Annotated in this window: 19 protein-coding genes; 3 read left to right on the top strand and 16 right to left on the bottom strand. The window is 32.8% G+C overall.

The window, feature by feature from the left end:
* The first annotated feature begins 9 nt into the window (after positions 1-9).
* The gene (locus BTR34_RS15060; protein ID WP_068483429.1) at positions 10-1,638 is read left to right on the top strand and encodes an acyl-CoA carboxylase subunit beta; all 1,629 of its coding nucleotides are present in this window, start codon (positions 10-12) and stop codon (positions 1,636-1,638) included.
* Here BTR34_RS15060 and BTR34_RS15055 read toward each other — a convergent pair.
* The 7 genes from BTR34_RS15055 to BTR34_RS15025 form a co-directional block, all read right to left on the bottom strand.
* Entirely contained in the window at positions 1,635-3,395 is a 1,761-nt protein-coding gene (locus BTR34_RS15055; RefSeq protein ID WP_068483432.1) for a TonB-dependent receptor plug domain-containing protein, read from the bottom strand. The genes BTR34_RS15060 and BTR34_RS15055 overlap by 4 nt on opposite strands.
* A gap of 95 nt (positions 3,396-3,490) precedes the next feature.
* Positions 3,491-6,091, bottom strand: a complete 2,601-nt coding sequence (locus tag BTR34_RS15050) for a carboxypeptidase-like regulatory domain-containing protein (RefSeq protein ID WP_197496145.1) — start codon at positions 6,089-6,091, stop codon at positions 3,491-3,493.
* A 72-nt stretch (positions 6,092-6,163) separates the two neighbouring features.
* The gene (locus tag BTR34_RS15045; protein WP_068483438.1) at positions 6,164-7,510 is read right to left on the bottom strand and encodes a M24 family metallopeptidase; all 1,347 of its coding nucleotides are present in this window, start codon (positions 7,508-7,510) and stop codon (positions 6,164-6,166) included.
* An 88-nt stretch (positions 7,511-7,598) separates the two neighbouring features.
* Entirely contained in the window at positions 7,599-9,680 is a 2,082-nt protein-coding gene (locus BTR34_RS15040; RefSeq protein WP_068483440.1) for a vWA domain-containing protein, read from the bottom strand.
* A gap of 93 nt (positions 9,681-9,773) precedes the next feature.
* The gene (locus tag BTR34_RS15035; RefSeq protein WP_235843179.1) at positions 9,774-10,862 is read right to left on the bottom strand and encodes an AMP-binding protein; all 1,089 of its coding nucleotides are present in this window, start codon (positions 10,860-10,862) and stop codon (positions 9,774-9,776) included.
* Entirely contained in the window at positions 10,837-11,769 is a 933-nt protein-coding gene (locus tag BTR34_RS15030) for a CPBP family intramembrane glutamic endopeptidase (RefSeq protein WP_068483445.1), read from the bottom strand. The genes BTR34_RS15035 and BTR34_RS15030 overlap by 26 nt, the downstream gene beginning before the upstream one ends.
* Entirely contained in the window at positions 11,769-12,812 is a 1,044-nt protein-coding gene (locus BTR34_RS15025; protein ID WP_068483448.1) for an o-succinylbenzoate synthase, read from the bottom strand. Before BTR34_RS15025 ends, BTR34_RS15030 begins: the two co-directional genes overlap by 1 nt.
* 54 nt (positions 12,813-12,866) lie before the next feature.
* Here BTR34_RS15025 and BTR34_RS15020 point away from each other — a divergent pair, with 54 nt between their 5' ends.
* On the top strand, positions 12,867-13,652 hold the full coding sequence (locus BTR34_RS15020; protein WP_068483450.1) for an SDR family oxidoreductase: 786 nt from the start codon (positions 12,867-12,869) through the stop codon (positions 13,650-13,652).
* A gap of 1 nt (position 13,653) precedes the next feature.
* Here BTR34_RS15020 and BTR34_RS15015 read toward each other — a convergent pair whose 3' ends face one another.
* From BTR34_RS15015 to BTR34_RS14975, 9 genes are all read right to left on the bottom strand, one after another.
* Positions 13,654-15,606, bottom strand: a complete 1,953-nt coding sequence (locus BTR34_RS15015; RefSeq protein WP_235843180.1) for a tetratricopeptide repeat-containing sensor histidine kinase — start codon at positions 15,604-15,606, stop codon at positions 13,654-13,656.
* A 420-nt stretch (positions 15,607-16,026) separates the two neighbouring features.
* Positions 16,027-16,788, bottom strand: coding sequence for a LytR/AlgR family response regulator transcription factor (locus BTR34_RS15010; RefSeq protein WP_068483457.1), 762 nt, complete (start codon positions 16,786-16,788; stop codon positions 16,027-16,029).
* Between the two features lie 33 nt (positions 16,789-16,821).
* Positions 16,822-17,730, bottom strand: coding sequence for a 1,4-dihydroxy-2-naphthoate octaprenyltransferase (gene menA / locus BTR34_RS15005; protein WP_068483459.1), 909 nt, complete (start codon positions 17,728-17,730; stop codon positions 16,822-16,824).
* On the bottom strand, positions 17,730-18,338 hold the full coding sequence (locus BTR34_RS15000; protein ID WP_068483534.1) for an SPOR domain-containing protein: 609 nt from the start codon (positions 18,336-18,338) through the stop codon (positions 17,730-17,732). The genes menA and BTR34_RS15000 overlap by 1 nt, the downstream gene beginning before the upstream one ends.
* 171 nt (positions 18,339-18,509) lie before the next feature.
* The gene (locus BTR34_RS14995; RefSeq protein WP_068483462.1) at positions 18,510-19,346 is read right to left on the bottom strand and encodes a CvfB family protein; all 837 of its coding nucleotides are present in this window, start codon (positions 19,344-19,346) and stop codon (positions 18,510-18,512) included.
* 100 nt (positions 19,347-19,446) lie between these two features.
* On the bottom strand, positions 19,447-19,791 hold the full coding sequence (locus tag BTR34_RS14990) for a DUF2853 family protein (protein ID WP_068483465.1): 345 nt from the start codon (positions 19,789-19,791) through the stop codon (positions 19,447-19,449).
* A gap of 33 nt (positions 19,792-19,824) precedes the next feature.
* Complete coding sequence (gene menD, locus BTR34_RS14985; RefSeq protein WP_068483468.1) at positions 19,825-21,576, bottom strand: 2-succinyl-5-enolpyruvyl-6-hydroxy-3-cyclohexene-1-carboxylic-acid synthase; 1,752 nt, start codon at positions 21,574-21,576, stop codon at positions 19,825-19,827.
* Positions 21,577-21,618: 42 nt separating this feature from the next.
* Positions 21,619-22,740, bottom strand: a complete 1,122-nt coding sequence (locus BTR34_RS14980; protein ID WP_068483471.1) for a chorismate-binding protein — start codon at positions 22,738-22,740, stop codon at positions 21,619-21,621.
* A 1-nt stretch (position 22,741) separates the two neighbouring features.
* Entirely contained in the window at positions 22,742-23,164 is a 423-nt protein-coding gene (locus BTR34_RS14975; RefSeq protein ID WP_068483536.1) for a PaaI family thioesterase, read from the bottom strand.
* A gap of 64 nt (positions 23,165-23,228) precedes the next feature.
* Between BTR34_RS14975 and BTR34_RS14970 the strand changes: the two genes are divergently transcribed.
* Positions 23,229-23,867 carry an alpha/beta hydrolase gene (locus BTR34_RS14970; RefSeq protein ID WP_068483474.1) on the top strand — a complete coding sequence of 213 codons (639 nt, stop codon included), beginning with the start codon at positions 23,229-23,231 and terminating at the stop codon, positions 23,865-23,867.
* Positions 23,868-23,992: the final 125 nt, after the last annotated feature.

Here is a 23,992-nt window from a genome sequence, read left to right as displayed (position 1 = left end):
ATAGAAGGAATGGATTTAAAATTCAATCAAAACGAAGATAGGAATAAGTTGTTATTATCAGACTTAAGACGCAAACTTTCCAAGGTACATTTAGGTGGTGGCAAATCAAAAATTGCCAAGCAACATGAGCAAGGTAAAATGACCGCTAGAGAACGTATTGATTATCTTTTAGACCCAAAATCTGAACGTATTGAAATTGGTGCTTTTGTTGGCGATGGCATGTATGAAGAACACGGAGGGTGCCCATCTGGTGGAGTAGTTATAAAAATTGGTTACGTAAAGGGCAAACAATGTATTATAGTCGCCAATGATGCCACCGTAAAAGCAGGCGCTTGGTTCCCAATTACCGCAAAAAAGAATTTAAGAGCACAAGAAATTGCTATAGAAAATAAACTTCCAATAATTTATTTAGTAGATAGTGCAGGAGTTTATTTGCCTTTACAGGATGAAATTTTTCCAGACAAAGAGCATTTTGGGCGCATATTTAGAAATAATGCCATCATGAGTAGTATGGGAATTACCCAAATATCTGCAGTAATGGGAAGTTGTGTAGCCGGTGGTGCTTATTTACCAATTATGAGCGATGAAGCATTAATAGTAGATAAAACCGCAAGTATTTTCTTGGCAGGTAGCTATTTGGTAAAAGCCGCTATTGGCGAAAGTATTGACAATGAAACTTTAGGTGGAGCAACTACGCATTGTGAAATTAGCGGAGTAACCGATTACAAGGCCAAAGATGATGCGGCGGCTTTAGATACCATAAAGAATATTATGGATAAAATCGGTGATTTCTCTAAAGCAGGATATAACCGAAAGAAAAGCGTGAAGCCAAAGGAAAATCCCGATGAAATTTACGGAATACTACCTAGCTCTAGAGCTGAGCAATACGATATGATGGAAATCATTAAGCGATTGGTAGACGATTCTGAATTTGAAGAATATAAAGCTGGCTACGGACAAACCATTTTAACCGGATATGCACGAATAGACGGATGGGCCGTTGGTATTGTTGCCAACCAAAGAAAAGTAGTAAAGACTGCCAAAGGCGAAATGCAATTTGGCGGAGTAATTTATTCCGACTCTGCAGATAAATCAACACGCTTTATTGCTAACTGCAACCAAAAGAAAATTCCGTTAGTCTTTTTACAAGATGTTACCGGTTTTATGGTGGGTAGTAAAAGTGAACATGGTGGTATTATAAAAGATGGAGCTAAAATGGTAAATGCAGTAAGTAACTCCGTTGTACCAAAATTCACTATTGTAGTTGGAAATAGCTACGGAGCAGGAAATTATGCCATGTGCGGTAAAGCATATGACCCAAGATTAATTGTTGCGTGGCCAAGTGCGGAACTAGCTGTAATGAGTGGGAATTCTGCTGCTAAAGTATTATTACAGATTGAAAAAGCTTCGTTAAAAAAGAAAGGTGAAGCCCTAACCGAGAAAAAAGAGAACGAACTGTTCGATAAGATAAAACAACGTTACGACAATCAGGTTTCTCCGTATTACGCAGCTTCTAGATTATGGACTGATGCTATAATTGACCCAAAGGACACCCGTAAATGGATTTCAATGGGCATAGAAGCAGCTGACCATGCGCCAATTGAAAAGCCATTTAATATGGGAGTGTTGCAGGTTTAGTTTAAAGCTACACCTACTGTATTGGATACAGTAAACAACTTTTGATTTACATTTTTTAAACTTAGTTTAAATACCTTAATCTCTTTACGTTGTGCTGACGTTCCAAAATCACGATACACCGTAGCCTTTAAATAAGTTGGTGTTAAACTTTTATTGCCCAAATATTTAATATTAACCTGCCACGTACCGTTGTAGTTTTTACCCAATTCGTAAGCTTCGGTGGTGTACCCAATCATTTTTTCATCCTGAATACGTTCAGTATTACTTTTTAAGGTATGATTCCAGCTAAAAAAGCGATTTTCAGGGTTTACATATTGAAGCTCAAACTCAGCCTCGCTATCGGCCCACTCGAAAACTAAACGGGTACCATCAAAACTATTGTTAGAAACAAATATTTTACGATCCGTATCCGACAAAAATGAAGTTCCTTTTAACCGAAGTAGATTTTCGAATTCAATATCCATCAAGGCGGTAAAGTTTCCTTTAGCATCATTCAAAAAACCTACTTCCTTTAAATGGTCATAACGTGTAAACAATGTTGCCGCCCTAGAAAATTCGTTGTTGTCCACATAACTTTTAGCTAAATTAAAATAGGATTGAGCATATTCCGGTCTTAAAATAAAGATCTCTTTATACATATTTTGCGCTTTTGCAAAATTACCATTGGCCTCGTAGATATATGCCAACGATTTTAAAGCGATAGGATTATTCTCAAATACCCTCCAATTATCGGATATGATCGCCTCATTGAATTTGTCGTTATTCCAATTCTTAATAAAATAGTTGTACGAATCCAATAAAAAATAAAATGATCCATTATACCTTTCAAGATTTGAGTAATACACGTCAATAGCTTCATCTTCCGAATTTACACGCTTATAGCTTTCCATGTATATAGGAACTGACACTATATCGGAAATTGATAGTGCTTCTCCATTATAAAGATTATGCTTTTCTCTTTCGGCCTTTGCTTTTTGGTAATTATCCTCCTTTAATGGGGTAAATGTACCTGAATTGGTGTTAATTACAACAACACCGCCCATGGCATTACTTCCATAAATCCCCGTTCCTCCTTTACCTCTAATAATAGCGATTCTTTTAATATTTAAGGGATCTATGAGGTAACAGGGCAACATATCCATACGTATACCATCTACATCAAAAATTGCCTGAGAACCTCCACCATAACTTGTATTATTCTGTCTTACGGTAATCTCTATAAAACCTGTCTCCCGATTACAATGAGCCATAACCCCAGCGAATTTTCCGTTTAAAAGAGTTCCAATATCCAAGAACTGCGATCCAATATCCTTCTCGTTTAAAATACCTAATGAATACCCTGTAGTTTCCTTATCCAAGAAACCAAAGGCGCTTTTTATAATATTCGGATTATTTTCATATTCCAAAGCACGCTGTTCCTGACTTTTAAAGCGGTTAGTTTTGACTGTAACCTCAACCAATTTTTCAACCTTATCGTACATAGTTATATTAAGGATACGGGTAACGTCTTCAACTTTAATTTCTACAGGAATCTTACCCAAAATATTAAAACCTAAAATTTCACCTTCCCGGACATTAATTTTATATTTTCCATTTATATCAGAAGTTGTTAAAGCATCTTTACCAATAACTAATACCTTAACATTTTCTAATGGCCCATAATCATCTGAGATTACACCAAAAACTTCTTTGGCGTTTTGTCCGAAACCAATATTTATTAAAAGACTGTAGAAAAAAAATAAAGATAAGTTTTTCATATACCTAAAGTGTTAACAGTTAACTAAATATACGAAATAATGTAATGCTTTAGGAAAAGCTTTAATAGTTAAAATAATAAAAAATATAAGTTTTACTAAGGAACCTGTATAAGGTTTCTATTTACATTCTTAACATCCATTCTAAAGATTTTAATCATGTCTTTTTGATTTTCAGTGCCGTAATCTGTACTAATTGTAATCTTTAAATAGGTAGCTAAACCAGTTTTATTTCCTTTATAATCCGCATTAATCCGCCAATTACTTTGGTCCCCATATATAAAAAAATCCTTACTAGTATACCCTTTAGATAACAAGCTCTCGCTTAATTCCCCATCCATATTATTTGACCAACTACTTAAAAAATCATCAGGCGATACAAACTGAAAATTTAATTCTGCATCATCATCGTTCCATTCTAACACAATTCTTGTTTTTGTATCCTCTTTAGTAATAAAACTTGATATTGAACTATCTAATTTATCTTCTGAAATATCTAATAAGGTTTTCACTTCTGTATTAATAACATTTTGCAAAGCATCGGGTTGCTTAGAAAAAAAGCCTTCTTTAGTTAAGTTGAAATACCTGGCATAAATGTTTTCTCCTCTTTCCTTTTGATTGTTATTAACGTATGCATTTGCCAAATCTCTATATGACTCGACAGAATTAGATTTCAGCAGTAAAATTTGTTTGTATAAATCTACAGATTGGTCATACTTTTTATTCTTATCTAACACAAAAGCCAAGGCTTTTAAATAACTGATATTATTCCCAAATCGGCTTAAGTTCTTAGAAACCAATTCCGATGTAAAAGCTTCACTACCCCAAAATTCGAGAAAGTAATTTGTAGCGTCAATATTAAAATTAGGATTTGTGCCAAATTTGGGTTCATAAGAATTATAAATCTCTTGTGCTTTTAAAAGGTTTTCGCTTACATAAAGTTCTTGCAAAAAATCGGGCCAATTTCGACGGGCTTCCTCTTCTGAAATTACCTTTTCGTTCATTTCTTGGGTAAACACCTTCATTTTTTTAGTTGAACCAGAAGTCGAAGATGAAAAATTAGCAACTTTTGTATTAATAATGATAACACCACCAGCACCCATTGTACCATATTTAGCGACAGATGCCAACCCAGATAGTACTGCAATACGTTTTATTTGAGCTACATCAAGAAAAGTAGGAAAACCTGAGACCAATAGTCCATCTACCTCAAAAGCAGCAGGAATAGGATTGTTGGTACCTTGCTGTCTTAAAAATATTTGTGTTGAACCATCAAGTTTATCGGTGGATAGCATACTTAAACCAGGAACCTTACCCCGTAATAAATTTCCTAACGAAGAAGCTGTACTCCCAAATTCTGACTCATCTATTATACTCATTGAATAACCCGAAGTTTCCTTACTGTAAATACCAAAAGATGTTTTTATAATTTCTTTATCATCAGCAAAATCTCTATACAATTCTTCCTGTGTTCTTTTTTTCTTTCCTAAAGCAGTTACTGTAACTTCCTCAAGCTCGGTTACTTGTTCCTCTAAAGCTACATTTATGGCAAAAGTGGTTTCCAGTACTGTTCTAAGTTCGCTTTGCAGTGTGGCATATGAAAATTTTAATTCATCTTTCACCTTGGCTTTTAGGGTATATCTCCCATTTTCATCGGTTGTAGTAACCTCTTTGGAAAATAAATTTTGAACTTGAGCTCCTTTTACCCTTTCGCCATCCTTAAATACAAAGCCACTTACCACCCCAACATTTCTACCCATGCTTTGCAATAGCTGTTCATTGGTATAATTGGTTATTAGTTTTTCATCTTGCAACACAACATCTTCTTCATCCTCTTCCTCTAGCATGGTTGTACTAACAAAATAGGTCAAAGCATCTTTTGAGTATCGTTTCCATTCTCCTTGACTAATATATCTACGATACGAGACCCCAGGCGTATCATCACCAGCAACCACAAGGTCAATTTTATCTCCGTACACTTTTAATAACTCTATACCGATACTAAAATCATTTTCGACAGTAATATTAAATGGAGTTAAATCTATACCTACCTTCCCTATTTTTGTTTTAAGGGTATATGTTATATTCTTGTTGGATAGCTTTTTCTCCGGAACCATTGTTGTACCATCATATACATTTACCCGTAACAAAAGACTATCCGAAGTATTTTTTAACACATAAAAATAGAATGCATTAAGTTCCCTTTTTTTCTTGTTGACATTTATTTTAGTTACCAGCTCACCCCCTAAAGCACCATCACCTTCCCAAGAACCATTTTTCAACTGCCCTACAAAAGAATACCCGACCATTTTTTCGGTTTTACTTCTTTTCTTTCTCTTACTACTCGTTAAGACAACCTCGTTAAGGCTAACAACATCAGGTTCCAATTCTATTTTGGTTGATTTCATGTCCTTTTCAATCACCATAGGAAATGGTAATTTATATTCCTTGTAGCCTATAGAAGAAACTTTTAAGGTATCTAAGTCTGATAATTTAGCGGAATCAAACAAAAAATTAAATGCACCGAATTCATCTGAAACCGTACCTAGACCTTTATCTATAAAACCAATATTTACATAAGGCAATGAGAGTCCCGTATCCGCATCTAATATTACCCCCTTAAATACCGTTTGGGAAAACAAACTTTTTGGCATAAAGAAGAAACAAACCCACGCAAAAATTATTACGATTCTTTTCAAAAGAAAATTTGAATTCCATTGCATAAAACTGAGTAAAATTAAGATATTGAAATACAGATAAAAACAAAGGTCTTAATTCCCTTGATGCTCTTTTACCCTTGGTATCAATAAAAGTTCGGTTTGTCTACCATTTACATATCTAAAACCTTCTTCACCGTAAAATCCAGCCTCTTCGAGCATAATACGGATATCTCTGTTCCACTCAGGTATAGTAACCGTTGTATTTAATTCTATAGCATACACTGTATTTGGGTTTAAGGTATAATTTTCGCCATCATCGCGCATAACACCACCTTGAGAATCCCACATACCAATAGTGGTACCTGCAGAATGTCCGTACATACCTAGTGGATGCGTATAAATTGAAGGTTTTAATCCGGCAGCTTTAGCCTCATTTAAAGATTTTGCTAAAATGTCGTTTCCGGACCTACCTTTAATCATATTGCTAGTCAAAAAGTCTTGTACTCTATTTCCATCTTTTAGTCCATTTACCAAATAACTTGGCGCAGCGGTTTCTTCCGGTTTAAGAACATATGCCAATTCTTGACAATCGGTGTTTAGACGTAAGTACGTAATTCCGAAATCGCAATGCACTAAGTCTCCAGGTAAAATGACCATATCATCTGGCTTGTCTGCAAACGAATAAAATTGACTGGCTTTGTCTTTTTCACTTCGTTGCACATCCACGGTTGGGTGAAACCATGTTTCCAATCCTAAATCCGTTACTTTTTGTCTCATCCACCAAACCACATCTGATGTTGTTGTAACGCCAGGGGTTATAACTTTTTCTGAAAAAGCTTCTGCTATAATATCATGGGTTAAATCTACGAGTTGGTCATATATAACCATTTCTCGCTCAGTTCTCGTTTCTATCCACCGAACTGCAAGTTGCTCTGCTGAGGTCACTTTTGAAGTATATTTTTTAGGCAGATTAGCCATAAATTCTTCGTAGTCAGTCTTTACCAAGCCATCTGCGATATTGTGATCTGTAGAATAATTAAGTCCTATTTTTTTCGGGTTTCTTTCTGAAATCAATTGCATTAATCTGGCCCATTGGTTTGGCTCTTTCTCCTTATCCCAAGCAGAAACAATATTCTTACCCACATTGTAGCGGGCTACGGCCAATTTTTCTATGGTGTTTTTTGCCTTATCTCTATAAAATAACAGAATAGTTCTTCTGCGAGCGTTTAACCATGTTGCCGGTAGCATTGTTCTAATAACAGGGTCTTCATTATATTCTCTTGAGATAACCACCCACATATCTAAATCTGCGGCATCCATTAAATTTGGAAGTAAATTATTAAAACGGTCGTCTAAAATTTCATCAATTACCTGTGCTCTTTCTTTTTCATTTAGAATTTGTTGGGCATTAAGTGAACCAATAAAAATTAGGCAAATTAAAAGGAATAGTTTTCTCATGAGTGTTGTTTTATATAAGCCTTGAAAATACAAAATAACACACATTTGAAATAACCTATTCCTTAAAATTATTTGGAATTTTACTATATTAATAATTCTCTGTCACCAATTTCTCATTGATGCTTTTAACCAACCTAATAAACTCTGCTCTATATCCATTCTTATCTTCACCCCTACCCGTTTCTGCTAGTTGAACTACATCGTTAAAAGAAGTTTTATTTATAAAAGCCGACTTTCGTAATTGCTGACCAAATAATGCCACCGCAGCAGAGAATTTAAAATCTTTTGACATTTCTTGCGTATTCTTATTTTGTACATGAATCATCTCTATGCTCTTATTGCCATCTGGTTTTTTATATCTGAATTTTACGGTGAACAGTTCATCAGAAAATACATTCTTACTAGTATTGTTAGAATATTTTAAGTTTGGTATTTCTCTATCATATTCCGATGCGGCACCTACTTCAATTATTTCATACAAAGCGGTTACTGTATGACCGCTACCTAATTCACCTGCATCTTTGGTGTCATCAATAAAATCTTCATCAGCCAATAATCTATTTTCATAACCAATTAATCGATATGATTTTACTTTTGCAGGATTAAACTCTACCTGCAGTTTAACGTCTTTTGCAATTGTAAATAAAGTCCCACCGAATTCCTTACCAAATAATTTCTGAGCTTCTTGCATGGTATCTATGTAACCATGATTCCCATTTCCTTTATCTGCCAAAGTTTCCAATTTAGAGTCTTTATAATTCCCCATACCAAATCCAAGGACCGAAAGAAAAACACCTGATTCTCGTTTTTCCGTAATTAATTTTTCCATGTCTTTGTCATGTGACAGTCCTACATTAAAATCACCATCTGTTGCCAATATCACTCTATTGTTCCCATTTTTTTTAAAATGTTTTTCTGCCAACTTATAAGCCAACTCAATACCCTCTCCTCCAGCGGTGGATCCACCTGCTTCTAAGTTATTTAAAGCATTCATTATTTTTACTTTGTCACTACCAGATGTAGGTTCTAATACCATCCCTGCCGCACCGGCGTAAACTACAATAGAGACTTTATCCTTTTCCCTAAGTTGGTTTACCAATAATTTAAAGGCCGATTTAAGTAGTGGTAATTTGTTTTCATCTGACATGGACCCAGATACATCTATCAAAAAAGTTAAATTAGATGCCGGTAATTCTTCATTCAAATATTCTTTTCCCTGCAAACCAATGCGCACAAGTTTAGTATCTATATTCCAAGGGGTTTGTGCAACTTCTGTATTTACAGAAAATGGATGATCATCTTTTGGTTGGGGATAGTCATAATCAAAGTAATTAATCATTTCTTCAATCTTCACTGCATCTACAGGAACATCCTGGCCATTGTTAATGAATCTTCTAATGTTACTATAAGCTGCTTTGTCTACGTCTATAGAAAAAGTTGACAACGGGTTGAAAACTACATTTTGAAACTGGTTTTCAGTGATGTGGGCATAATTTTCGTCATTTTCAATTTTATAATTTCCTTTTATCGTATGTATTACAATACATCCATACTTGGCATCTTGTCCATACAGACGCCGCGCTTCAGAAGCCCTAAGTTCTTTTCTACTATTAATATTTTCGCTTTTTAAGCTTTGAACAATGAAATTAAATTGCTTCTCTATAGGAACACCATCAACTATATATAAAGGTCTTTTCGCATTAGTTCCTACATTTTTATTTTCTACAGAACCCGTGCCACGGATAGTTACACCACTAACTTTGCCTTGTAATGCTCTACTAATATTGGTTTTAGGAGATTGCATGTTAACCATTGCAACAGCGCCCGTAACATGACGACGTTTTTGAATACCATACCCCGAAACTACGACCTCTTCTAGCACTTGATAGTCTTCCTCAAGCGAAACATCAATAATCACCTTATCTCTAACTTTCATAATTAGATTCTTACAGCCTATATACGAAAATGATAATTCTGCTCCTTTTAATACTGTTAACGTATAGTGTCCGTCAAAATCTGTTTGTGTGCCATTGGTCGTTCCTTTTTCCATAACATTTACACCAGGCAAAGGATTTCCTTGGTGGTCAGAAACGGTACCACTAATAGTAACATGTTGTGACGACAACAGCATACTACTTAGAAGAAAGAATAGTAAAGTTGCATTTTTCATAATAATTGGTTTAAAGTTTGAGCATTAAACCTATTAAGAAAGCCGCTTTTTAAAAATAAAAAATGAGCTAAGGGTATCTTACAATGAGGGAAGTTATGCTTTCAGCAAGTCCATTGTTTCTTTCCTTTTTATTTTATCACTATTCGTTCGTAAGAAAACAGGAAGTATTTTTATTTGCTTTGGTATTTCATACTTGGATAATAAAGTACTTGCCACTATATCTTGCATTAAAGATTCGGGATCAGCTTTTCCTTCAATTATCAACACTAGCTGTTCTCCAAGTTTTGGGTCTGGTAATGAACCTATAAAAAAACTTTGATCTATGACATTTGATAGTTTATCTTCTATTTGCTCAGGCCTAAGTTTAACACCTCCAGAATTAATTATATTATCAAATCTACCAAGCCATTTAAATTCGGTCTTAGAAACTAAATCAACCAAATCATTGGTTATAACGGGATTATCTGAAATTTTTGGAGCATTAATAACTAAACAACCTCTTTCATCTATAGAAATTTCAATGCCTGGTAAAATAGAAAAAGGTGTTTGATCACTTACCCCATAATTCAAAGGCTTAACTGCAATATGTGTTAAGGTCTCCGTCATTCCGTAAGTTTCATAACTTGTATTACCTATATCTTTTAATTTTTCTTTTAACGCAATAGAAATAGGTGCCCCTCCTATGATCAACGTTTCAATTTGACCTAATTTACTTAAAGAATTTTCAACCTGTAAAGGGACCATAGCTCCAAAGCTGAACGTCCTTTTAACACTTTGTAATGGGCTTGAAGTAGGTGAAAGCAAATGTAAATCCAGTCCTAAAACCAAAGCTCTTACAATCATCATTTTCCCGGCAATAAATTCTGCAGATAAACAAAGTAAGACAGATTTTTTCGGAGTCAAATTAAAGTACTCGCCAGTTGCTAAAGCACTTTGAACCATTTGTTCCTTTTTAATAGAAACAATTTTTGGAGCACCTGTTGAGCCTGATGTTTGTACTGAAATTATGGGTGAATCATCTATCCAATCTAAAATGAACTCACCAATGTGTTTTTCAAAATCATCACCTTCCTTAATAAAACTATAACTAAGTTCTACTAGGTCATCAAAAGATAATTTTCTACCGTGTATTGAAAAATAAGGGTGTATTTCTGGTCTATCCATTTTGCGTAATCTCTTCAATTAAAAATTCTTCTTTAGATAACACTTTCCCTACAAGCTTTTGTTTCCAGTCAGTCCATCCATATTTTTTAGAAAAAATTATTAAAAGAATAGGGAAAATTATAAATACTGGAACTAAGACGTCCCAACCTAATACAGGGTTAGATATATCTCTATATAAAGAATTTGTTTGAAAAGCTGTCCAATCTGCAGTTAGCAAAAGTGCTCCAATTAAATTGTTAGCGGCATGAAAACCTAAAGCCAACTCTAAACCTTCATCCATTAAAGTAATAATGCCCAAGAAAAAACCCGTACCTATGTAATAAATCATAATTCCATACCCTAGTTTTTCAACTTCAGGATTACCTAAATGCATTAAGCCAAATAAAACTGAAGTAACAATCAAAGGAACCCATCTATTTTTTGTTGCAATGCCTAGACCTTGCATCATATGACCTCTAAACAAATACTCTTCAAAACTTGTTTGTAATGGTATAAGAACTATTCCTATAACCGCTAAAGATAAAAAAGGAACTAGTTTAAAATTAAAAACATAGTCTTCTGGAGATAAGTAAATACCAACAAAGGTTAATACAATAGTTGCCAAACCCCATATTGCGAAGGCAAAAAATACTCTTTTCCAATCAATCTTTTTTCGAGATGTAGTTAAGGATGTTATAGTTTGGGAATGCACTAATTTTGTCCATCCCAAAACAACAAACAGACCAACAGCCAAAGGCGCCAATACAAGAATTAAAACTATATTAGAGCCTAGAGCATTAATCATTTGCGCCATACTATCCTCAACACTAACCGGCGAAAATAAAATAGCGATATAATTAACAACCATTAGCCCTATAAAGCAACCAGGAATAATTAAATATTTCCACAAACCTAAATCACCCTTATATCCTTGTTCTATATACATTACATTTCAATTAAATTAGTATTCCATATTTTAGACTTGTTATAAAACAAACCTCCATTGGTTACTTCTAACGGACTATCAATATTATTGGTAAACATTGAACCCGTTCCTAGCCCTTGTGGCATTTTATTATTGAGCGTTGCCGTCCATTGGGCAATAGCATTTAAGCCAATATTACTTTCCAATGCACTAGTAATCCACCAACCTATATTATTTTTTTTAGCAATTTCAATCCATTCATTACTTCCTGCAAAACCACCTACCAAACTTGGTTTCAAAATTATATATTGTGGTTGAATAGTTTGTATTAAATCTTCTTTATTAGTTACATTAACCACACCAATTAATTCTTCATCTAATGCAATAGGCAAAGGTGTGTTGGCACAAAGTTTTTGCATTTCTTTCCATTGTCCTTGTTTAATAGGTTGTTCAATAGAGTGTAAATCGAATTTCGACAAAATATCTAGTTTATATAAAGCCTCTTGTGGAGAAAAAGCACCATTTGCATCAACACGTAATTCAATATCTTCTTTTGAATAACGTTCTCGAATTGATTTTAGCAATGCTAACTCTGTATCGAAATCAATGGCACCGATTTTCATTTTAATGCAAGAAAAACCATGCTGTAACTTGTCTTCTATTTGTTGGTGCATAAACTCTTTATCTCCCATCCAAACCAACCCATTAATAGTAATTGGTTGTTGATTGTTTAAAAAATCGGAATCGAAAAGATGAAATGGATTTTTGGAACGAAGCGATATTAAAGCCTGTTCTATACCAAATTGAATGCTAGGGAAATTTTGTAATTGCTTAAGCAATTTAGTTTCGCCCAAGCTTCTATTTTTTACTACCCAATTACATTTTTCTTCATAATTAGGCACATCATCAAAACTTAGGCCTCTAAATAATCCGCATTCTCCAACACCCCATTTCCCTTTTTCTTCCAAAAAAAGAAACCAAGTTTCTTTGGTTCGTAAAATTCCTCTAGAAGTTCCACTAGGATTTTTAAAATTTAAGAGATACTTTTTAAACGTAGCCTTCATATAATTCTTCAAATTTAAGTATATTTTAAATTTAATAATGAATGATTGACTAGTATGAATAATAAGGTGATTTGGATAACAGGAGCTTCTTCAGGAATTGGGGAAGCATTAGCCTATCAATTAAATGAACTTGGCTCAAAAATTATACTCTCAGCAAGACGAGAAGATATGCTTTTGAAAGTACAAAACAACTGCAAGTTCCAGAAAAATGCAGCTATTCTGCCTTTAGATTTAACCAAATTTGATTCTTTGGAAAGCATAACTAGCAAGGCTATTTCTGTATTTGGGAAAATTGACATTTTAATTAATAATGGTGGTCTTAGTCAACGTTCTCTCATAATTGACACCAATTTTGAAGTGTATCGACAAATGATTGATATTAATTATTTGGGTACCATTAAATTAACAAAACATGTACTTCCCTATTTTATAGCTCAAAAAAGCGGTCATTTTGTTACCGTAACTAGTTTAATGGGTAAATTTTCATCTCCATATCGATCAGGTTACTGTGGTGCAAAACATGCACTACATGGCTTCTTTGATACATTGCGTATGGAACATGAAAAAGACAATATTAATGTTTCTATAATATGTCCTGGGTTTATACAGACAAACGTTGCAAAAAATGCATTGACTGGTGATGGTTCTGCATTACAAAAAGAAGATAACGCCACAGAAAATGGCATGCCAGTTAACAAATGCGCCAAAAAAATTATCACTGCAATTAAAAAGAATCGGTTTGAAACCTACATAGGTGGAAAAGAAATATTTGGCATTTACTTAAAAAGGTTTTTTCCAAAACTACTACACAAAGTGGTTATGAAAAGTAAAGTTAGATAGGCTATTTAAAATTAAACCAAAAACGAACACCGTCCGTAGTTTTATCTGTATTTAACGATGTCTGTAATTGATTTGCCAATCTATTCATAAGACGCATACCCATAGATGAATTTGCTCTTTCCTCAGAATCTTCTGGTAAGCCTATACCGTTATCTGTATATTCAAAAAAGCCTTCTTGGCCTACTATCTTTCGTAAATGAATATAAATTTTACCACTACTATCATCTTGAGGGAATGCATATTTGAATGAATTGGAAACTAACTCGTTTAAAATAAGTCCAAAAGGTATAGCTCTATCAATATCCAACTCAACGCCTTCAGCGTCAATTGTAATATTAATATTGTGGCCACCTTTTTTGTAAACGGATTGTATGCTATTAATTAAGCTTTCAATATATCCTTGCATTTCAATTACTGAAAGGTCGTCATTTTGATACAATTTTTGATGAATTAAAGCCATTGCCTTAACTCTACTTTTACCCTCTTCCAGTGCTTCTATTGCCGCTTTACTTCTTGTATTTTTTGTCTGTAAACTTAATAGACTAGAAACCATTTGAAGATTATTTTTTACTCTATGATGAATTTCCTTTAAAAGCGAATCTTTTTCCACCAATGCATTTTCAATAATAAATTTTTGTTCAGCAATTAGTCTTTGATTTTTAATACTTTTTAAATAGGCATATACCAGGCCAGCAAAACCAATAAGTGTAAATATTAAGGATACGAATACCAAACTAATTTTATCATCTCTAGCAGCTATATCTTTTCTAGATTCTTCTAACTGAGCTTTTTGTTGCTCCATCATTTTTTTAGAATTCTCTAAGTCTTGTTCAACAATTGACGTCAATTGCTGATTCTTAATGTCAGATGCAAGGTTGTCAATAGAATCTCTAATTCTATTATTTTTCTTTAAATAAACTGTAGCGTTCTTAAAATCCCCTGTTTTGTAATAGTAGTCTGCATAAATTATATTTTGCTTAAGAATATTATCAAGATTTATAAGGTTTAAGCCATCACTTAAAATATCAGTAGCTTTTTCGTAATTGCCCAATTGCAAATAGCATTCAGCAAGCGCTAATTTATTTTCATTATATTCTGATGAAAACTTACCTTTATTATATTGTTTAATGATGCCTATACTCTCTTCTAGAAATGGAATCGCTTTTTCATACTCATTTAATTGAACATGACATTTACCTATATTACCAATAATTAATCCATTTAAAATTCTACCATCAGCAATTTCCTTTTCAGTTCTTTGATTTGTTACATCACTTAAAAATACACTAATTAGTCCTTCTGATTTTTTAAAATAACTAAGAGCAGTAGGAGTAGATTTATCAAGTCTTAAGTAATTACCTATAGTATTATTATAAATTGCAAGCCCGTAATAATCATCGTCCTTTATCTCTTTTTTCTCCTCTGTCATATAATCGCGCATAGCCTTTCTATACTGGCCCAGATTAGCATAAATATCATAAAAAGAAACGTTGTCCTCATAGCCCAATTCACGTTTTACCCTTCTTATTTCTATTTGCTTATTATACAATTGAAGCTTAGAAAAATTGGCATCTAATAATTCTAAAATATTAAATTTTATATCATTATCTAACTTCTCAAAATTGTCATACAAGGACCTAACAATTGCTAAACTTTTTTCATAATCCCCTAGGTCAAAATAAATTTGCGATTCAATTAACTGATAATTTTGAATTGAAGTAGTATCTTTTGTTTTTTCGGAGGTGTTAAGGTATACTTTAACCGTATCTAACCAATCGTAAGGGGAGTTTAGATTATAACGGTTGGGCGTATTAAAAAAGAAGAATGTACGTAGCTCGCCGTTTTCTAAATCCTGAAATTGTTTATAATAATCTTCGTTTTGAGAGGACAAACTGTCTTGCGCTATTACACAGACCGAAAATGTACTTATAAAGAAAGTAATAATAAATCTCAAAACAGCTATTTTTTCCATATCATATTAAAAACAGAATCAAACATAGAACTTATACTTGATTCTATTAAATTTTTGTTGTGAGCCAAAAAAGGTAGATTTATAAATACCTGGAACTCATAAAGTGTGTTCTACGCACTATGCAAATGAATTAGAAAATTAAACTAAAACAATACTCCTAGTAAGTGTAATTAATTAAGAATATTGAAAATTTCTAATTATTACAAATTTAGAAATTAGACAACTAGGTTTGCATTATTTGTTGTGTAACTATCAATTATTGTTGTGAAGGTAAAGCCAAACGGACTACATAGCAATTCACCGATAAAATCAAGCTCTTTACCGATGAAAAAACGCCTTTCAACTATTAGTGGAGTAAAAAAAACACCTTAATAGGTGTTTTATAAATCTATTGTAAAATGTTTAAGAATTCATTGCCGAAATAATAAATTCTTTAAAGTCTTTTGAAATAGGAATTAAGGTATCATTAATCATGATATCCTTAGAATTAATAGCATCAATATGATCTACATTAACAATATAAGATTTATGCGCTCTATAAAATTTATTTTGAGGTAGTTTTTCCAAATAATCTTTTAATGGTGAACGAACTAAAAACTTTTTATCAATTGTATTTACTTCTAAATAAACGTTATCTGCTTTGATAAACTGAATATCACCGAATTGTATTCTATAATATAAATGCTGTTTTTTAACAAAAATTGAATCTTTCAAAATTGAATTAGACATTGGCACGTCTTCATTCACCTCATCATTTGAAAAGCCTTTTTCGGTATTTTGTTTACCATAGATAAAATTAGAAAGTGCAATTTCAATAGAAGTATAAAGATCTTGTTGCTCAAAAGGTTTTACCAAATACCCATTTGGTTTTACCGTTTTAGCATTTTCAACTGTAGCCCTGTCAGAATTTGAGGTAACAAAAATGAAAGGTATATCGTAATTATCTCTTATATGCTTACCTAAATCTATACCTGTCTTATCAGAAGCTAAAATAATATCAATAAGTACTAAATCAACTTGTTTAGTTTTTAATACTTCAATAGCCTGTTCATAAACTATAACATTATCTACAATTTCATATCCTATTTCCTCTAACATGGACTGCATGTCATCAGCGATAATCACATTGTCCTCAACAATAAGAATTTTAATAGGTTGTTCCAAGTTTAAAAAAAATTTAGTTGGTTATATTCAAAATTACAAAAAATAAAAATAAGTAATAAAAAACAGCAAGGCAGTACAAAAAGTACTCAACGCTAATTTTTTAAGTTCCGGATCCAGCTCCACCTCATTGCTTGTTACCCTAACTTTATTCATATGAATAAACACCGGGACGAAGCCAATAAGACATACATAACGTAAAGACAATCCTTTTGTTGTGAACAAAAATAAAAACAAGCATAAAAAAGAAATAATAAGTAGAAAATAGTGGTAAATTTTCGCGTTTCGTAATCCAATTTTAACGACAAGCGTATTTTTACCCACAGAACTATCAGATTTTACATCTCGCATATTATTTAAATTAAGAACACCTACACTCAACAAACCAATAGAAATAGCCGGTAAAATAGAGTTTATTGGTATGGTCTTAAGAAATAAGAACAAAGACCCAAGAACACTCACCAAGCCAAAGAAAATGAATACAAATACATCTCCCAAACCATTATATCCGTAAGCTGATTTCCCTACCGTATATTTAATAGCGGCCCAGATAGCAAATACGCCTAAAACCAAAAATATAGCAGGGTATACTATATGTTTTATTCCAAAAGAAGTAACGACTAGGACTACAATTAATAAAAAATTTATAATAATACTACTATAAATTCCTCGTTTAAGTTGTTTGGCTGTTAAAATACCGCTTTGCAAAGCTCTTTTTGGACCAACTCTATCGTCATTATCGGTACCTTTTATACCATCACCATAGTCATTGGCAAAATTTGAAGTTATCTGGAGTCCTACGGTTGTTACCAATGCCAAAAGTAGTATAACCGTATTTGAAACCCCTTGCGAAGCAGCTAAACCTGCACCGACCAAAATGCCAGATACAGATAAAGGTAAGGTTCTTAGTCTTGCTGCATTGAGCCATGCCCTTACTTTAGTCACTAATAAGGATCTTCTATTTGAATTCTTTTACCATCTTGATAAGATGCAACAAATGCATCACCAAAACCAATATCTACTAATTGTTTTCTAAAAGATTGTGCTTCCTGTAAGGTTTCAAAATTACCTAATGAATAGGAGTAAAAAGGGTTTGTTTTTACAAAAAGTGTATTTGTTAAGGCCTCCGAAGCAAGGGTAACATTATTATCAACAAACGATTTTACTTGAACAGAATATATTTTTTCTTTTTGTAAGAACTCCTTGGCCAAATAAAACTCCTTAACAAGACTAAGTTCTTCGTTCTGTTCTTTTAAATTTTCAAGTCTAGCACGAATTGCATCTGTACTATCCATAGAAGACAATAGTAAATCATTATTTGGATTTCTATTAAAACCACCAGAACTTGAGATACCTGCCGTAAACGAAGTAAATGCTAAACCACCAATTAAAAAAAACATAGTAATACCAGCGAAAATGTTTCGCTGAATCTTGCTCTTTTTTAATTCTTTGTTCTTGAACTTTATTTGATCTAATAATCGTTCATTAATAATTTGAGCTTTATCAACATCCTTATGTAATTCTAATAAATCACTCTCTTCTATAAAAGGCATATTACAGGGGGTAAATATTATACTTCTAACTAAATGTAAGTTAAATTTTATTAATAACTTTTCAATTCCAACAAAAATAAAATTAATTACTAAGTATAACAAAATTATATCTGCCAAATTAGTATATAATTCTGCTAATCAGATAATTAAAATTTTTATGGTCATATTTAATTAATCATCAATTAATGAAATACCATCAGGTTCAATTTTTATTTTTCTATCCTTATACAGCGTACCTAATCCTTTCTTAAATGTTTTCTTACTCATTTGAAAAACATCTCTTATTTCCTCTGGTGAGGATTTATCGTGCAACCCTAAAAAACCTCCACTTTCAACTAATACCTCATAAATTTTTTTTGCCGCAGGTTCAAGAACTTTTGCTCCTAAAGGCTGTAATGAAATATCTAGCTTATTATCTTTTCTAATTGTTTTTATACATCCTGGTATAACATCACCAATATTAATTGGTTTAAACACTTCATTAAAATAAACCAGCCCTTTATGTCTTTCATTGACAATTACCTCCCATCCTAAATCTGTTTGTCTGGTCACCACCAAATCTACTTGCTCCCATTCTTTAAGATCGATACTTTCATTGCTTAAAAATTTGTCTAATTTATTAGATGCAACTAATCTTCTCGAACGCTCGTCTAAATAACAATGAACAACATACCATTGCCCTTCTTTCATTTTCACCCTTTGCTCTCTAAAAGGTACTAACAAGTGTTTTTCAAGTCCCCATTGCATAAAAGCCCCAAATTCATTTACTTCAGCCACTTGCAATAAGCGAAATTCGCCAAGCATAATATCTGGTTCTAAGGTGGTTGCCACAGGTCTCTCATCATAATCTAAATAACAAAATACCTTTATCTTATCGCCAATTTCATAAGTTGTTGGCACATACTTATTTGGTAATAAAACATCATTTCCCTCTTCATCACCCAAAAATAAACCAACACTGGTATCTCTTAGTATTTCTAGGTTATTTATACGTCCTAATTCTATCATGCTACAAAATTACATTTTAAAATCTACATATGTAATTGTAAAAAAAAGACCATTACCAAAAAGGTAACGGTCTAGTCAATATTCTAATAATTAATACTTCTTATTTATTGTAAACAGAAGCTTTTTTGAAATGTTGGCATAGCTTATAATAGATTACCGCTCTATGCTTGTTTTTATTAGATGAACCATACTTGTCCAAAACCGATTTAATAGCAGCATCTAATTCAGGACTATCCTTTAGACCTAATTTCTTAATCAAGTAATTATTCTTAACAGTGTCCAATTCTTTTTGGTCACCGCCAGAAACCTTAGATGCGTCTAGATTGTAAATTGATGGCCCTAAGCCTACAGTTACTTTCTTAAGTAAATCCATATCTGCATTCTCACCAAACTTATCTTTGATGTCGGCAGCATACTTTTCAATTAAATCATCTCTTTTACTCATGTTAATGTGTTATAATTAATGGTTAATACCCCTCTAAGATATAAAACGAAAATAATCAATCAAAATTTTATCGTTTATTAATGAAGGAGTCACAATTTCTAACAATTTAGGTTGACCTGAATCCTTAAAAAATAAAGTCATTTCCTTATCAAGTTTTTCACCACAATCTGCCATAGCATAATGAAAACCGAACATGCTGCAAAGTTGTTGTGCATTTAAATTATGTCGTGTTTCAAAAAACTTTTCAAATACTTCATTGTTTTCTTTACCTGGAAGAATTCTAAATATACCTCCGCCTTTATTATTTATAACTATTATTCTAAAATCATTTCGTACATAATCGTTCCATAGCGCATTACTATCATAGAAAAAACTAAGGTCGCCTGTAATAAACAAGGTTGGTGTTTTACTCACTATTGAAGCTCCTATAGCTGTTGAGGTACTACCATCAATACCACTAGTACCCCTATTGCAATTCACCGTTAATGACGAATTTAAATCGAATAATTGGGTGTATCTAATGGTAGAACTATTGGCTAATTGTAGCAAGTAGTTATTAGGTATGGCCTGCAATACCGAGTTAAAAACCGCAAAATCTGAAAACGGAATTTCATTAACATATTCAGCTCTTTTTAGGACATAGTAATTTCTTTTTCGGTTCCAAAAACTAAAGTAGTTACTCTTTACTTCAACTGAGTTGTTATACATTATACCAAAAAACGAATTCACGGATGTTTTAATATGTTTCTTTAAACAGAAAAACGTATCATTAGGATTTGTCCCGTCAATATGCCAATGATGTTTAGGGGAATATGTTCTTAAAAATGCTTTTACCTTCTTAGAAACTATCAACCCACCAAAAGTAATTAACACGTCAGGTTTTAAACTTTCAAATAAATTTTCATTTGCATCATTCAATTCTATAGGCGCTATAATTGAATCTATACTATTAAAAAAATTAGGGTGATATAAGTTTGACGTAGTTTCGGTTAAGACAATTACACTTGGGTCATTAGCAAGGTTCAATATTATATTTTCGGCAATACTATTTGGGGTATTTACACCAACAAGTACCATTTTTCGTTTTGAAGTATTCCAAATATTCTTCTCAAAATTCAAAGAAGGCAGCTGTATTTCCTTTTTATAAATAGGTTGAATATTAGGGTGTACCGTTAACTTGGCTATTGTTTTATAAAGTGGCTCTTCAAAAGGTACATTAATATGTACAGGGTAATTACCGGTGATTGCTGTATTTAAAACATTGTTAAGTTCATTATCATTAAATTTTTGAACTTCATTCTGAACTGTAAGTACATCTCTATTTTTAATCCAATCGGGTTTATATTGTGTAATTTTATCAGTAGAATGAGTTACATCTTGCTTAAGATTTGCAGAGTAACCTATATGATTTTCGTAAACATTTTTTTGATTAATTGTTTGCCCATCCCCTATGCCGACTTTATAAATAGGTCTATCCGCAGAAATTACTATTAAAGGAATATTACTAAAATAAGCTTCGGCTATTGCCGGATAATAGTTTAAAAGTGCACTACCCGAAGTACATAAAACTACTACAGGCTTCTTTAATTGTTGCGCCATACCTAACGCAAAGAATGCTGCACAGCGCTCATCAACTATACTAAAACAAGAAAAAAAAGGATTCTCTGCAAATGCTATTGTTAACGGGGCGTTCCTTGAACCAGGTGAAATAACAATATTAGAAATATCATTAGCCTGGCAATGTTGAACGACTGTTTGGGCTGTAGGTATTAGCGAATATTTCATGTATTCAAAAATACAAACTAAGCCGCTTATTACCCAAAAGTCTTAGTGCAATTTATCGTTAAGAACGCGATACATTGTATTGCTTTTTAATACAGTTTCTTCCCATTCACTTTCTGGATTAGAATCACTTGTAACTCCTCCTCCAACATAAATAAATACCAAATCATTTACCAATTGCATACAACGTAAGTTTACAAAAAGCTCAGAAGTTTTCACGATACTTTTGTACGCGCTATTCTCCTGATTTTTTCGATTTTTATTTCTTGACAGTTCAGATTTTATGTTCAGTTCCCCTAAAAAACCTGTGTAGAAAGTTCTGTTATAGTTTTCGTTATCCAAAATAAAATTTTTAGCCTTTACTAATGGACTACCACATACGGCAGGGGTAGGATGAAGTGCTCTGAGTATTTCACCAAATTTATTGGGTGCAAAAGATCCTTTCATCTCGGTACGCAAATGCCAAAGCTGACCAGCTTTAATAGATTCTCGTTTAGAACTACTTAGCGATACCACTTTATCTTTTAACGTTTCAAAAATATAATCTGTTACCAATTGCTGTTCATGCAATTCCTTTTCTGACCATTTTGGAGCCTCTAAATCAATTGATTTTTGAGTTCCTGCTAACGACATAGTAGTAAATCGCGTACCACTGCTTTTTACTAAAATTTCTGGAGTGGCTCCCATCCAAGTTCCTATTTTTGGGTGATGCCAGAAATAACAGAAGGCTTTTTCATATGTATTTAATAACCGATTATACATATCAAAATAATCCTCCTTCCATTCTAAATCTATCTTTCGTGATAGTACCACTTTATTAAAATCGTTTTGTTTAATTTTTTTAATAGCATTTGAAATTAGCTCAAGATATCGTGGCTTTTCAATGGTGTTATTTAGCGTTGTATTCCTATCTATATCAGTGTCTATATCCTTATTTTTAGTAGTATAGGCAACCTTCAAAACAGTGTCCATTTTCATAAGAATGGTATCAGAATTTAAATCGAAAGGAGCAAAAACGAATCCAGATTCAGTAAAGTCCTTCACTTTAAAAACCTCATCGGTATTTTGAAAGGCTCCAACCAATTCTTTTTCATTGGGCTTTCTATATAACACAAAAGGTAACTGCTTAAAACAATTTTCGGCACGATTAAATAGTTCTTGTGCCATGTTAGTTTTTAGGTAATGTAATTGTAGTTAATTTACAAAGTGAAACCAATTGATCATCTTCATTGGTAATTTTAATTTCCCATAACTGTGTAGTTCTACCTTTGTGTAAAATAATTGCCTTAGCATATACAAAGCCCTCTTTTACACTTTTAACATGATTTGCCGTAATTTCCAATCCTCTAACAAAATACTTACTTCCGTCTAAAAATACATAAGATGCTGCACTACCCACACTCTCGGCCAATGCCGCAGTAGCACCACCATGCAAAACTCCATCTGGCTGATGTACTTTTGGGGTAACCGGCATTTTAGCCAATAAAAAATCCTCTCCTACATCAATGTACTCAATATCCAAGGTCTCCATTAATGTATTCTTAGAAGTTTCGTTACAAATCTTTAGAATTTTTTCTTTGTAGTCGTTCATCCTTTTTTTTGTAAAATTAAGCATTACATTACCAACTGGAAAGCTCAAAAACTTTGTAACAACTATGGAAAACCAAATAAAAAACATCTCTTATAAATCAACCAACACCTATGATACCTTAAATGAATTGAATCGTGATACTAAACGAGTTTGGGTGGTTTTTCACGGAATAGGTTTTTTAAGTCGGTTTTTCCTTAACTATTTCACCGAGTTACCTAAAAATGAAAATTACATTATTGCCCCTCAAGCCCCATCTAAATACTATTTAAAAAATGAGTACAAGCATGTTGGGGCCAGTTGGTTAACGAAAGAGAATACAATACAGGAAACAGTAAATCTATTTAATTATTTAGATGCTGTTTTAAAAAATGAAAACTTGCCAGATCATTGCAAAATTGTATTCTTTGGTTTTTCTCAAGGTGTTTCTATAGCATTGCGGTACTTAGCTTATTCCAAATTAGAATGTGCAAAATTAATTCTTTACGCCGGTGGATTACCAAAAGAATTGAAAAAGTCGGATTTCAGTTTTTTAAGTGATCGTACAGAAATTATTTCTATACTAGGTAACCAAGATGAATATCTAACGCCTGACAGATTAGTGGATGAAAGTAAAAAATTAAAAATGCTTTTTGGGAATAAAGTTCGTCAAATACGTTTTGAAGGCGGTCACGAAGTAAAAAAAGAGATCATAAATCAATTATAGTAACACATACAAAAGTAGAAATAACAGCTTGTTCTAAAACTAAGTTGAGATTTCCCTAGAATATTTAAAAGCTATTGACATCAGAAAAATTGGCTGTATATTAGAAATTATAATACGTAAAGTAC

It is taken from the genome of Maribacter hydrothermalis (assembly GCF_001913155.1).
Classification (GTDB): Bacteria; Bacteroidota; Bacteroidia; order Flavobacteriales; family Flavobacteriaceae; genus Maribacter; species Maribacter hydrothermalis.
Note: the sequence above shows the minus strand (reverse complement) of the source record. Positions and strands in the feature narration are given on the sequence as shown.